We start from the raw sequence: 13412 nt of genomic DNA, 5'->3' as shown, positions 1-13412 counted from the left end.
TGCCAAACGGGGGGATGGAACAGTGTCGCCGGCCCGCAGTCCTATCCTGCACCCTGCGATAGAGCGTAGGGTTAACCCGGCTCAACGGACTGGATGAAGCGTTATGCACACCCCTCGATTATTCGTCAGCCTTGCCGCACTGCTGGTACTGGCCGGTTGCGCCGGGCAGCGCAGCCAGGAACCGGCGCCGCGCGCACCGGCCGAGGTCAAGGCGCAGATCGTGCGCCTGCTGCCGGCGAAAACCGCCGACCGCCAGGGCTGGGCCACGGACATCTACACCGCGTTCGCCGCCCAGGGCATCAGCCCGACGACGCAAAACCTGTGTTCGGTGCTGGCCGTCGCCGAGCAGGAATCCACTTTCCAGGTCGATCCGCCGGTGCCCGGACTGGGCAAGATCGCCCGTGACGAAATCGACCGCCGCGCCGCCAAGGTGCATATCCCGAGCCTGTTGGTCAGCGGTGCCTTGCAGGTGCGCTCGCCGAACGGCAAGACCTACAGCGAACGCCTGAGCGCCGCCCGCAGCGAAAAGGAATTGAGCGCGATCTTCGACGACTTCATCGGCTCGGTGCCGATGGGCCGCACGCTGTTCAGCGGTTTCAACCCGGTGCACACCGGCGGGCCGATGCAGGTCAGCATCGAATTCGCCGAACAGCATGCCAAAGACTATCCGTACCCGGTGGACGGGACGATTCGTCGCGAGGTGTTCAGTCGTCGGGGCGGCATGTACTTCGGCATCGCCCATCTGCTGGGTTATCCGGTGAGTTATCGCGAGCCGCTGTACCGTTTTGCGGACTTCAATGCCGGGTGGTACGCCAGTCGCAACGCAGCGTTTCAGAATGCAGTCAGTCGGGCCTCGGGCGTTCCGCTGGCGCTGGATGGCGACCTGATTCGCTATGACTCGATCATGCCGGGCACCACCGAGCTGGCGGTACGCAGACTTGGCAAATCACTGGGCATGCGTAATCCACAGATCCGCGATCAACTGGAGAAGGGCAATACGCTGGGGTTCGAGGAGACCAGGCTCTATCAGCGGGTCTTCGAACTGGCGGATAAGGCAGAAGGCAAATCATTGCCCCGGGCGGTGCTGCCGGGGATTGTCCTGCAAAGCCCGAAGATCACTCGCAAACTGACCACTGCGTGGTTCGCCAAACGGGTCGATGAGCGCTATCGGCGCTGCATGGCCAGGGACTGACGAGGTAAAAAAAAGACGTTAAAAACCCGGCTGACGGGAGCCGGGTTTTTTCCGGGTTGCTGCGATGAAGCCCTTCATTCAGGCAACGCGGCGTTCGATCAGACGATCCGAACCGCCTTCGGCCACACGACGTTCGATCAGACGATCGGAGCCACCTTCGGCCACACGACGTTCCAGCAGACGATCGGAGCCACCTTCGGCCACACGACGTTCCAGCAGACGATCGGAGCCACCTTCGGCAACACGACGTTCCAGCAGACGATCGGAGCCACCTTCGGCCACACGGCGTTCTTGCAGGCGATCCGAGCCGCCTTCGGCGACGCGCTGTTCGATCAACCGATCCGAACCGCCTTCAGCGATCATGGTGTGGGCCGGTTTGGCGGCAAATGCGTTGAAGGCCAGAACCGAAAGGGCAATGCTGAGGATGACTTGGCGTTTCATGATTTTGTGCTCCGGGGGTTTTGTTTGTTGGGTATGGAGCCGATGTTACGCCCGGGATTTTTTAAGAGAACTTCATTGACGTGATGGTGAACATCGACGTCGATGATGGTTTGTCACAGCACCTTCACCGCGCGGCCAATCGCCTGGATCGGCCCGGTGGGTTTGCCGATCGGCGAGCCGTTGGCGCCTTCCAGCGTCAGCTCGAACAACTGGTTCGGTTGCAGCGGCGGCAGCTTGTCCAGCGGGATCGACAGCGCCTGGCCCGGTTTGACCAGCCCCAGCGACACCGGACCCTGCCAGCCGTCGGCCTTGGTCCAGAATTCCAGCGCCTTATCCGTCGGCACCTCGACCACGCCCAGCGGAATCAACTGAATCTCCCGTGGGTTGCTGGCCTGGATCACCCAGCCCGGCGCCTTGTCCTGCGGGGCGACAAGCACCACCAGAAAGCTTGGTTTCGGCGTGGTCTGGGTCAACAGGATCGAGCCCAATAACAAGGTTGCAGCCAGTCCGGCAGCGCTCAAGCCGCGCCACAGCGACAGGCGGTTCCACCATGAAATCTCTGGCGCCCTCTTATGGGTAAGTTGCCCGACACTGCGTTCGATGCGTTGCCACAGCTGCGACGAGGGTTGATGCGCCGGGGCGAGGTCGGTCAGCTCCAGCAGACGTCGCTCCCAGGCGTCCACGGCCGCTTGCAGCTCGGGATCGTTGGGCAAGCGCCGTTGCAGTTCGGCGCGCACTTCGGCCGAAAGAGTGCCGAGCACGTATTCGCTGGCCAGTTCATCGCGTTCCTGCGCCGATTCGGTGGTCATCCCATGCACTCCCGCAACGCATTGAGGCTGCGTTTGATCCAGGCTTTGACGGTGCCCAGTGGCGTGTCGAGGCGCTGGGCGATCTGCGCGTGGCTGTAACCGTCGACGTAGGCGTGAAGGATGCAGCGGCGGCGTTGCGGTTCCAGTTGATGCAGGCAGCGGTGGATGCGGGTCGATTGCGCCAGTGCGTCGAAACCGTCATCACTCGCCGGAAATTCGTTGCTGTCGTTGAGCGGCGTTTCCCGGTCGTGATTGCGCAACACATTCAGCGCCAGATGCCGGGTCACGCTGAACATCCAGCCCCGGGCCGAACCGCGCGCCGGATCGAAACCCGCCGCGCCGGCCCAGATCTTGATGAATGCGTCGTGAACGATGTCTTCGGCCAGCGCCGTGTCGCGCACCAGACGTCGGGCCACACCGAGCAGCCGCGGACTTTCCTGCACATACAATTCGCGCAGGGCCCCGCGCTCGCCGCGGGCACAGGCGGCGAGGCGGGCTTCGTAATCGAACGCGGTTTCGGGCAAGGGCATGTCCTGCAATCTAGCAAGCATCGGCCAAACGTCCAGCCAGGCTCAGTTCGCCGCCCAGAAAATGTAGTCGGCCTGGTACTTCACCACTTCCTGTTTGCCCTTGTTCGCCGCCGTGCATTCGCTGCCCGGCGCCACGCCGCCCTTGAGCGCGACGCGCTGGATGTAGCTCACGCCGCTCATGGCGCCTTTGCCCTCGGCGGGGTTGGCCTTGACCAGTTGATAGGGCAGGTTGCCCGGACTCGATGGCGCTACGGCCAGTTGCGTGCCGGTGACTTTCGAACCGTCCTGCGCCTGCCAAGTGGCGGGCGGGCCGAAGTAGGTGCCGACCTGTTTGCCGCTGCGATCGTTGAGCACTGCTTTCGGGCCGACGAACACCCACTCGGTCTGGCCGGCGACATTGGCCTTGTCACGGCATTCGTAGGTGATCTCGCCGACCCCGGTGGTTTCCATCGCGATCTTGTGGCCGTCCGGCACCTTGATCGCGTCGGGATAACTGCTTTGGGCGAAGCTTGTCGAGGCGACGGCGAGCAAACCGGTGAAGCCGATCAGTTGGGTGATGTTCATCAGTGTTTCTCCGAAAAGGGTAAACCGCTGACAGCCGAAAGAGGGCTGTTACAGGGACTACCCGTGACGGAGGGGTTTGGATGCAGTGGCCGGAAAATAAATCTGAAAGCACTGACGGTCAGATTGCTGTAACCCGCTCACCCCCGGTTTTTGCCAATGCCAGGCCGGAGGCTTTCAGGAGTTCCTGGGTATAGGCATGCTGCGGCGCCGCAAAAATCTGGCGCGACGCTCCCTGTTCCACCACCTTGCCGTCCTTGATCACCATCAAATCGTGCGCCAGCGCATGCACCACCGCCAGGTCATGGCTGATGAACAGGTACGTCAGCCCGTGGCGGATCTGCAACTGCCGCAGCAATTCCACTATCTGTTTCTGCACCGTGCGGTCCAGCGCCGAGGTCGGTTCGTCGAGCAGAATCAGCGCCGGTTCCAGCACCAGCGCCCGGGCGATGGAAATGCGCTGGCGCTGGCCGCCGGAGAACTCGTGGGGATAGCGATGGCGGCTCTGCGGGTCGAGGCCGACTTCCTCCAGCACGCGGATCACCGCCGCCTCGCGTTCTTCGGGCGTGCCGATGCCGTGGGTCAGCAGGCCTTCGGCGATGATCTGTTGCACCGACATCCGTGGGCTGAGACTGCCGAACGGGTCCTGGAACACCACCTGAATCTGCCGGCGCAACGGGCGCATCAAACGCTGATTGAGCAGGCTCAACTGCTTGTTGCCAAAACGAATATCGCCCTCGGATTCCACCAGCCGCAGAATCGCCTGGCCCAGCGTCGATTTGCCCGAGCCGGACTCGCCGACAATCCCCAGAGTCTTGCCCCGCTGCAGACGGAAACTCACGCCGTCCACGGCCTTGATGTATTCCTGAGTGCGGCTGAACAACGCCTTGGGCAGCGGGAACCAGACTTTCAGGTCATCCACCTCCAGCAGGTTGTGATCGTAGCGACTCGGCACCGGCGCGCCCGACGGTTCTGCCTCGATCAGCAGGCGGCTGTAAGGATGCTGCGGGGTGCGGAACAGCGTTGCGCAATCGGCCTGTTCGACGATTTCCCCGTGGCGCATCACGCACACCCGTTGGGCGATGCGCCGCACCAGGTTGAGGTCATGGCTGATCAGCAGCAGCGACATGCCGAGGCGTTGCTGCAACTCGATCAACAGCTCGAGAATCTTCTGTTGCACGGTCACGTCCAGCGCCGTGGTCGGTTCGTCGGCGATCAGCAATTCCGGTTCGTTGGCCAGCGCCATGGCGATCATCACTCGCTGTCGCTGGCCGCCGGAGAGCTGGTGCGGATAGGCCTTCAAACGCTGCAACGGTTGGCGAATGCCCACCAGTTCCAGCAACTCCAGCGTGCGCTGGCGCGCGGCGCGGCCCTTGAGCCCCTTGTGGATCTCCAGCACTTCGCTGATCTGTTTTTCAACCGTGTGTAGCGGGTTCAGCGAGGTCATCGGCTCCTGGAAAATCATCGCGATGCGGTTGCCGCGCAAGCCGCGCAGCTGCTGTTCGCTGGCGTGCAGCAAGTCCACGCCGTTGTAGCGGATGCTGCCCGTGCTGCTGACGGTTTTGCCCGGCAGCAAACGCAGGATCGAGTGCGCCGTCACCGACTTGCCCGAGCCGGATTCGCCGACCAGTGCCAGGCACTCGCCGCGGCGGATGTCGAGGTTCACGCCGTGCACCACTTCGTGCCCGGCGAAGGCGACGCGCAGGTCGCGGATTTCAATCAGGTTGTCGGTCATTTCAGCTCCGGGGATCAGGATCGCGGATCGAACGCGTCACGGCAGGCTTCGCCGATGAACACCAGCAAGGACAGAATCAGCGCCAGGGCAAAAAACGCCGTCAGCCCCAGCCACGGCGCTTGCAGATTGCGCTTGGCCTGGCCGATCAGTTCGCCCAGCGACGCGGTGCCGGCGGGCATGCCGAAGCCGAGAAAATCCAGCGCGGTGAGGGTGGCAATGGCGCCGGTCAGGATGAACGGCAGGTAGGTGAGGGTGGAGGTCATGGCGTTGGGCAGAATGTGCCGGCGCATCAGCTCGCTGTCCGTCAGGCCCAGGGCCCGCGCGGCCTTGACGTACTCCAGGCTGCGCCCGCGCAGGAACTCGGCGCGCACCACGTCCACCAGTGCCAGCCAGGAAAACAGCGCCATGATCCCCAGCAGCCACCAGAAACTCGGCGAGACGAACCCGGACAAAATAATCAGCAGGTACAGCACCGGCAGTCCCGACCAGATCTCCAGCACCCGCTGCCCGAGCAAGTCGACCCAGCCGCCGTAATAACCCTGCAACGCCCCGGCGACGATACCGACCAACGCACTGACGGCGGTGAGGATCAGCGCAAACAGGATCGAAACCCGCGTGCCGAAAATCACCCGCGCCAATACGTCCCGCGCCTGATCGTCGGTGCCCAGCCAGTTGCTGGAGGACGGCGGGCTCGGCGCCGGTTCCGTGAGGTCGTAATTGACCGTGTCGTAGCTGAACGGGATCGGCGGGAACAGCATCCAGCCGCCCTGATCCTCAATCAGTTTGTGTACGTAACTGCTGGCGTAATCCGGCTGGAACGGCAGTTCGCCGCCGAAATCGGTTTCCAGGTAGTCGCTGAGGATCGGGAAGTAGAAGGCGTTGTGGTAGCGAATCACCAGCGGCTTGTCGTTGGCGATCAGCTCGCCGCCGAGGCAGATCAGGCACAGCCCGATGAACAGCCACAGCGACCAGCGCCCGCGACGATTGGCCTTGAATTGCGCGATGCGCCGCCGGCCCAGAGGGGAAAGTGTGAACATCAGGCAGTCCTCGCCGAGAAGTCGATGCGCGGGTCGAGCAGGGTGTAGCAGAGGTCGCCGATCAGCTTGATCAACAGGCCGAACAGGGTGAACAGGAACAGCGTGCCGAACACCACCGGGTAGTCCCGCGACACCGCCGCTTCGTAGCTCATGCGCCCGAGGCCGTCGAGGTTGAAGAGGGTTTCGATCAGCAGCGAGCCGGCGAAAAACACCTCGATCAACGCCGACGGCACACCGGCCACCACCAGCAGCATCGCGTTGCGAAACACATGGCCGTAGAGCACGCGTCTTTCGGTCAGGCCCTTGGCGCGTGCGGTGATCACGTACTGGCGGCTGATCTCGTTGAGGAAGCTGTTTTTGGTCAGGATCGTCAGCGTCGCAAAACCACCGATCACCAGCGCCGTCACTGGCAGCACCAGGTGCCAGAGGTAGTCGCCGGCCTTGCCCCACAGGCTCAGGCTGTCGAAGTTGTCCGAGACCAGCCCCTGTACCGGAAACCAGTTGACGTAGCTGCCCCCGGCGAACACCACGATCAACAGGATCGCGAACAGAAACGCCGGCATCGCGTAGCCGACGATGATTGCCGTGCTGCTCCAGACATCGAATGCGCTGCCGTTTTTGATTGCCTTGCGAATGCCCAGCGGGATCGAAATCAGGTAGGTGATCAAGGTCGCCCACAGGCCGAGGGACAGCGACACCGGCAGCTTCTGCACGATCAGGTCCGTCACCTTCGCACCGCGAAAGAAGCTGCTGCCCAGGTCCAGTTGCGCGTAGTTCTTGAGCATCAGCCACAGGCGTTCGTGCATCGGTCGGTCGAAACCGTAGTGGTGTTTGATCTCTTCGATCAGCGCCGGATCCAGACCACGGCTGCTGCGCCCGGCACCGCCGATCGCGGTCACCTCGCTGGCGCCGCCCATGCTGTGCCCGCCGAAGCCTTGCAGGCGGGCGATGGCCTGTTCCACCGGGCCGCCGGGCGCGGCCTGCACGATGACGAAGTTGACCACCAGAATGCACAGCAGCGTCGGGATGATCAGCAACAGACGTCGACTCAGATAACGCCACATGTCACTGGCCCCCCGCGAGCTGATGCAAGGCGCTCATCTGCTGATTGGTCAGCGGCTTGGCCGAGACCTCCCACCAGGTATCGAGGCCTTCGCTGTAAATCGGCTGCACCGGTGGCCTGCCGAAGCGGTTCTGAAACACCGTCGGCGTGCCTTTGGAGTAGTAGTTGGGAATCATGTAGTCACCCCATTGCAGCACCCGGTCGAGGGCGCGGGCGTAACGCACCATGGCGTCGCGGGTATTGGCCTGCACCAGGCCGTCGATCAGCCGGTCCACCGCCGGGTCCGCCAGCACCATCGAATTGGAGCTGCCGACCTGGGTCGCGCTCTGCGAGGCATACAGGCTGTATAACTCGCGGCCCGGCGAGACGATCGGATCGCCGCTGCGGGGGAAACTGGTAACGATCATGTCGTAGTCCCGGGCGTTGAGCCGGTTGATGTATTGCGCCGAATCGATGCGCCGCAGACTCAGCGTGATGCCGATCTGCGCCAGGGTGCGTTTGTACGGCAGCAACATGCGGTCGAAACCGCCCTGGCCGTCGAGGAAGGTGAATTCGAGTGGCTCGCCGGCAGCGTTCACCAGCCGATTGTTTTTCGGCGTCCACCCGGCCTCGGCCAACAGCTTCAGGGCCTGCAACTGCTTGTCGCGGATGTAGCCGCTGCCATCGGTTTTCGGCGCCTGATAGACCTGGGTGAACACCTCGTCCGGAATCTGTCCGCGCAGCGGTTCGAGGATCGCCAGCTCCCTGGCGTCGGGCAGGGCGGTGGCGGCCATTTCACTCTTCGGCCAGTAGCTGTTCTGGCGCACGTAGAAGCCGCGCATCATCTGCTTGTTGGTCCACTCGAAATCCCACAGCAGGCTCAGCGCCTGCCGCACGCGGCGATCCTTGAACAGCGGGTTCTGCAGGTTGAACACAAACCCCTGGGCGCTGGTCGGTTTGTCCGGGGCGAGAATCGCTTGTTGCAGGCGACCGTCGCGCAGCGCCGGGCTGTCGTAGCCGACCACGTAGCCGGATGAGGAAAACTCGCGGTTGTAGTCGAACGCCCCGGCCTGCAGCAGTTGCCGGGCGACGTCGGTGTCGCCGTAGAAATTCACGGTCAGGCTGTCAAAGTTGTACATCCCGCGACTGACCGGCAGGTCCTTGCCCCACCAATTCGGATCGCGCTGGAAACCGATGCTGCGCCCCGCATCGACCTTGCTCACCCGGTACGGGCCGCTGCCCAGCGGGGGTTCGAAGCCGCCGCCGTTGGCAAAGTCGCGGGTCTTCCACCAGTGCTCGGGCACCGGTCGCAGCGACGCCAGATCCAGCGCGAGGGTGCGGTTGAGGTTGTTCTTGAAGGTGAAGCGAATCTGCCGCGGGCCTTCGATCAGCACATCCTGCACGTCGGCGTACTGCTGGCGATAACTCAGGCTGCCCTTGGTCATCAACAGCTCGAAGGTGTAGCGCACGTCCTCGGCGGTGATCGGCGTGCCGTCGGCGAAACGCGCCTCGGGATTCAGGTTGAAACGCACCCACAGACCGACTGGGTCACGCTCCATGGATTGCGCCACCAGACCGTAGACGGTGTAGGGCTCGTCCAGCGAGCGGAACGCCAGCGGCGAATACACCCAGTCGTTGACCTGGACCACGGAAATGCCCTGATCGGCATAGGGGGTGATGTAGTTGTACTGACCGATCTCCATCGATGCGCGGCTGAGCGAGCCGCCCTTCGGGGCGTCGGGATTGACGAAATCGAAGTGCTGGAAACCGGCGGGGTATTTCGGCGCCTCGCCGTACACCGTCATCGCGTAGCTGCCGCCGGCCAGCGCAGCTGCCGCGTTGCACAGCAGCGCGCTGCCGAGCAGCAGGCCGGCCATGTTGCGCATGAATGTCATGAAGTCGTTCCTCTGAGCCGGAAAAACCCGAAGCGGCGGTTGGCCGCTGCGGGATGCGAATTCGCAAGGGGAAGGGGCCGGCCGGAGTCTTGCGCGGCCCCGACCTGTACTCAGAAGTGGTACGTCATGCGCGCAAACAGCGTGCGGCCCAGCGGGTCGGTGTAACGTGGGTCATAGCCGCTCTGGAAGTTGTAGGCCTGGTTGGAGAACGGCGGATCGCGGTCGAACAGGTTCTTCACCCCGGCGTCCACGTCCAGCACCTTGTCGAAGGTGTAGCCGGCCGACAGGTCCCACACCGAATACGACGCGACCCGTGCGTTGGTTTCGCGGTCGTAGTCGTTGTAGCCGGTGGTAAAGCGGTTGGTCAGCGCTGCACGGGCGGCGCCGAAGGTCCAGGAACCGGTCAGGTTGTGTTTCCAGCGGGCAATCACCCCGTCACCCTTGAAGTCGCCGACCTTATCGGTGAACGGGCCCTTGATGGTGCTCTGGAAGTCGTACTCGTCGACATAGGTGCCTTGCAGGCCCAGGCCGAACTGGCCGTAAGGCGTGTTCGGGAAGCGATAGTCCAGCGACACATCGACGCCGTTGGTTTCGACGATGCCGAGGTTGGCGTTGCCGGTGACGATGTAATTGAGCGTGCCGTCGGCGTTGCGCACGAAACGGTCAGGGTAGCTGCCGGCCTGATCGAACACGGTGGATTCCGGGAACGGCTGGATCTGGTTGGAGATGTGAATCCACCAGAAATCCAGGCCCACGGACAGGTTGCTGACCGGCTGATAAACGAAGCCGAGCGTCACGTTGCGCGCTTTCTCCGGGGCCAGGTCTTCGTTGCCGCCGATCTGGTTGAGGAACTGCTGACCGCAATCGCGTCCGCCGTTGCCGCCCGGTTGCACCACGCCGCCGGTACACAGCACCGGGTCGTTGTAGTAGCCCTGGGTGTAGGTGATGCTGCGTGGCGAATACAACTCGTACAGTGACGGCGCGCGGAAACCTTCGCTGTAGGCGCCGCGCACCACCAGCTCCTTGAGTGGCTGATAACGGAACGAATATTTCGGGTTGGTGGTGCTGCCGAAGTCGCTGTATTTGTCGTGACGCACGGCGGCCGACAATTCCAGGCTGTCGAGCACCGGCACGTTGATTTCCGCGTAGGCGGCTTTCACGCTGCGGTCGCCCTCGACGCTGCCGGCGGGGTCGATGCCCAGGCTCTGGATGTCGCCGGCGAAAGCTTCGAAGTCCTGGTGGAATTTCTCTTTGCGGTACTCGCCGCCCAACGCCAGCCCCGACGGGCCGGCACCGAACCAGTCACCGATCTCGCGGCTGATCCGCCCGTCGAAACCGGCGACCCGACCGACCGCCGTGGAATAGGCGCCGTGGTACATGGCCTGATCGATGTACTGCTGACCGGCGCTGGTCTGCGGACCGAACGGGTTGAGCAGGCCGCTGGCCAGACCGTTGATCATTGCCTGATCGCTGACATAGCCGCTGGTGACGCTGGAGACAATCTTGTTCTGGTTGTACGAGGCGCCGACGTTGTAGTCCCAGCCGCCGACCAGACCGTCGAAACTCAGCAAAAAGCGCTGGCTGGTGTTCTGGTCTTTCGATTCACGCGGGCCGGCGGCGGTTTCGCGCCAGTTCACGTCCACCGGTTGCGTCGGGTCGAGGGCGAAGCCGGTGGGCGCCGGGGTGATGCCGTTGCCGGGGTAGTAGGGCGAGGACGAATCCAGGCTCAGGCCGGTCAATGGCGCCGGGCCGACGGCGGTGGCGTTGTTGTTGCGTGACCAGAAATATTCGAGGTTGATGTTGTGGTCGTCGGCCAGTTTGCCGGTGGTCTTGCCGAAGAACGAAGTCTTCTCGGTCTGTGGCACCAGGTCGATGAATTCCCGGGTACTGAAGCGGCAGAGGCCGTCGCGGGCCACCAGGTTGGGGCCGTTGCAATTGCTGTTGGCCAGCGGGTTGGTGGCGTTGCCGTTCTGGCTGTAGTTGCCGGGGAACGCGGTGCCTGAGGTCTGGTCCAGGCCACGGCCGGGCACGTAGTCGCGGGCGAAGGAGCGGTCGTTGGCGTCGAGGTTCTGCTGCTTGTTGTAGTTGAACACGCCGAGCACGTTGAAGCGGTCCTGTTCCAGGTCGCCGTAGCCCCAGCTGGCGCTCATGTCCTTGGTCGCACCGCCGCCGCTGTGGGTCGGGGTTTCGCCACCAAGGGTGAGCTGGCCGTCGGTCATGGATTTTTTGGTGATGAAGTTGATCACGCCACCGATGGCGTCGGTGCCGTACAGGGCCGAGGCGCCGTCGCGCAGCACTTCCACGCGCTCGATCGCGGCAAACGGGATCATGTTCAGATCCACCGCGCCGCCGGCCGAGTTGGTGCCCGACAGGGCGTTGTTGGCCAGCCGGCGACCGTTGAGCAGCACCAGTGTCTTGTTCGCGCCAATGCCGCGCATGTCGGCAAACGATGCGCCGCCGGTGGCCGCGCCGACCGAGCCTGCGCTGTTGTTGATCGACTGGCTGCCGGTGATGCGCTGCACCAGTTCGGCGGTGGTGGTCACGCCCTGTTTGCGCAGTTCATCGGCCTTGAGCACGGTGATCGGCACCGCCGTTTCCGCATCGACCCGGCGAATCGCCGAACCGGTCACTTCGACCCGTTGCAGTTGCGTGGTCGGCGCAACCACCGCAGCGGCGGCCGGGACGCCGTTGTCGTCCTCGGCAGCCTGAACCCCGGCACCCATCCCCATGGCCACCAGGTACAACGGAACGAAACGGTGGCGGGAAATCGTTGCCACCAAGGGTTTGAGCGTGAAGCGTGGAGTGTTCATCAGCATGGTTGTTTCCGACTTTGTTAGACGTTTATCGAAATGGCCTTGTGAGCCCTCTTTGCACGGAGCACGGTGGTGCCGCGCCGCGAAAACCACTTTCTTCAAGCAAGCCGATCCCCTCCGAAGACGCGCTGCGTTTTTTCGGTCGGCCGATTGCGACGGGATTCAACGAACGGTGCCGGGCGCGTCCCTCACTGCGCGCCCGGCACCGCCGTCAGCGGGTGGTCATCACCGATATTTTGGTAATGCCCGAGCGCTCGATGGACGCCATGGCTTTGGCCACCTGGCCGTAATTCACGGCGGAGTCGGCCTGCAGCTGCACGCGGACGTCGGCATCTTTGGCCTTGACCTCCTTGAGGCTGGCCTCCAGTGATTCCGGTGCCAGCTCGGTCTTGGCCAGGAAGAACTTGCCGTCCTGATCGACGCTGACCACCACCGGATCCTTCTTTTCGGCGGGGGCGACGGCGTCGGTTTTCGGCAGGTTGACCTTGATCGCGTTGGTCATCAGCGGCGCGGTGACGATGAACACCACCAGCAGCACGAGCATCACGTCCACCAGCGGCGTGACGTTCATTTCGCTGAGCACTTCATCGCTGTCTTGAGTGGAAAAGGACATCAGCTGGCCTCCCGCACGGCGGCCGTGGATTTGGCGATGGCCTGGCGGCTGATGGAAAACGCGCTGCGCGAGGCGAGGGCGTCGAAGTCGTGGGCGAAGTCATCCATGTCGGCGGAGGCCAGTTTCAGGCGTCGCAGGAAGAAGTTGTAAATCAGCACCGCCGGCACCGCGACGGCAATGCCCACACCGGTGGCGATCAGCGCGTGGCCGATGGGCCCGGCCACGGTTTCCAGGCTGGCCGAACCGCTGGCGCCGATGCTTTGCAGGGCTTCCATGATTCCCCACACGGTGCCGAACAGGCCAATGAACGGCGCGGTGCTGCCGATACTGGCGAGGATCGCCTGGCCGTTTTCCAGCGAGCGACGTTCCTTCTGGATCTGCTGGCGCAGGTTGCGTTCCAGTCGGTCGGAACGGTTGATGGTGTGCGCCAGTTGCTGGGTGGTGCGCGGGGACTCTTCCACCAGCAAGGCTTCGAAACCGCTGCTGGCGATCCGCGCCAGCGAGCCCGGATATTGACTGGCGTGTTCGGCGGCGGTCAGCAGATCCGGCGCGCCCCAGAAGGCTTTGCTGAACTGCTTGTTCTGGGTTTTCTGACGCAGGTATTGCGCCGACTTGACCAGCAGGATCGCCCAGCTGACCACGGAAAACAGCACCAGCCCCCAGAGCACGCCGGGGACAATCATCGAAGACAGAGAATCGTTCATGGCTACACCTCGCTTGCGTTAATCGGTTGTGAGTTCGGTT

At 63.4% G+C, this 13412-nt stretch carries 12 protein-coding genes; 1 reads left to right on the top strand and 11 read right to left on the bottom strand.

Translation table 11 applies throughout. The annotated features are described in order from the left end of the window. Positions 1 to 103 precede the first annotated feature (103 nt). Positions 104 to 1192 (top strand): DUF1615 domain-containing protein, encoded by a 1089-nt coding sequence (locus NE357_RS18425; protein ID WP_169431065.1) that lies wholly within the window; start codon positions 104 to 106, stop codon positions 1190 to 1192. A gap of 78 nt (positions 1193 to 1270) precedes the next feature. Here the strand turns inward: NE357_RS18425 and NE357_RS18420 are convergent, their stop codons facing one another. The 11 genes from NE357_RS18420 to NE357_RS18370 all read right to left on the bottom strand — a co-directional run bounded on the left by NE357_RS18420 (position 1271) and on the right by NE357_RS18370 (position 13372). Next, positions 1271 to 1633, bottom strand: coding sequence for a hypothetical protein (locus NE357_RS18420; RefSeq protein WP_169431064.1), 363 nt, complete (start codon positions 1631 to 1633; stop codon positions 1271 to 1273). A gap of 113 nt (positions 1634 to 1746) precedes the next feature. After that, on the bottom strand, positions 1747 to 2442 hold the full coding sequence (locus NE357_RS18415; RefSeq protein WP_169431063.1) for an anti-sigma factor: 696 nt from the start codon (positions 2440 to 2442) through the stop codon (positions 1747 to 1749). Beyond that, positions 2439 to 2972, bottom strand: coding sequence for a sigma-70 family RNA polymerase sigma factor (locus NE357_RS18410; RefSeq protein ID WP_169431062.1), 534 nt, complete (start codon positions 2970 to 2972; stop codon positions 2439 to 2441). Before NE357_RS18410 ends, NE357_RS18415 begins: the two co-directional genes overlap by 4 nt. A 42-nt stretch (positions 2973 to 3014) precedes the next feature. After that, positions 3015 to 3536 carry a DUF3455 domain-containing protein gene (locus NE357_RS18405; RefSeq protein WP_169431061.1) on the bottom strand — a complete coding sequence of 174 codons (522 nt, stop codon included), beginning with the start codon at positions 3534 to 3536 and terminating at the stop codon, positions 3015 to 3017. Positions 3537 to 3654: 118 nt separating this feature from the next. Next, complete coding sequence (locus tag NE357_RS18400) at positions 3655 to 5268, bottom strand: ABC transporter ATP-binding protein (protein WP_169431060.1); 1614 nt, start codon at positions 5266 to 5268, stop codon at positions 3655 to 3657. Positions 5269 to 5282: 14 nt separating this feature from the next. Further along, complete coding sequence (locus NE357_RS18395) at positions 5283 to 6305, bottom strand: ABC transporter permease (RefSeq protein WP_169431059.1); 1023 nt, start codon at positions 6303 to 6305, stop codon at positions 5283 to 5285. Then, on the bottom strand, positions 6305 to 7369 hold the full coding sequence (locus tag NE357_RS18390; RefSeq protein WP_169431058.1) for a microcin C ABC transporter permease YejB: 1065 nt from the start codon (positions 7367 to 7369) through the stop codon (positions 6305 to 6307). Before NE357_RS18390 ends, NE357_RS18395 begins: the two co-directional genes overlap by 1 nt. Position 7370: 1 nt before the next feature. Next, positions 7371 to 9242, bottom strand: coding sequence for an extracellular solute-binding protein (locus tag NE357_RS18385; RefSeq protein ID WP_169431057.1), 1872 nt, complete (start codon positions 9240 to 9242; stop codon positions 7371 to 7373). A 110-nt stretch (positions 9243 to 9352) separates the two neighbouring features. Then, a complete protein-coding gene (locus NE357_RS18380; RefSeq protein WP_169431056.1) occupies positions 9353 to 12058 on the bottom strand; it encodes a TonB-dependent receptor in 2706 nt (901 codons plus the stop codon). Between the two features lie 208 nt (positions 12059 to 12266). Then, a complete protein-coding gene (locus NE357_RS18375; protein ID WP_011335072.1) occupies positions 12267 to 12668 on the bottom strand; it encodes an ExbD/TolR family protein in 402 nt (133 codons plus the stop codon). Next, complete coding sequence (locus NE357_RS18370; RefSeq protein WP_085608298.1) at positions 12668 to 13372, bottom strand: MotA/TolQ/ExbB proton channel family protein; 705 nt, start codon at positions 13370 to 13372, stop codon at positions 12668 to 12670. Before NE357_RS18370 ends, NE357_RS18375 begins: the two co-directional genes overlap by 1 nt. Positions 13373 to 13412 lie beyond the last annotated feature (40 nt).

This window comes from Pseudomonas sp. G7(2022), from assembly GCF_052660475.1.
Note: the sequence above shows the minus strand (reverse complement) of the source record. Positions and strands in the feature narration are given on the sequence as shown.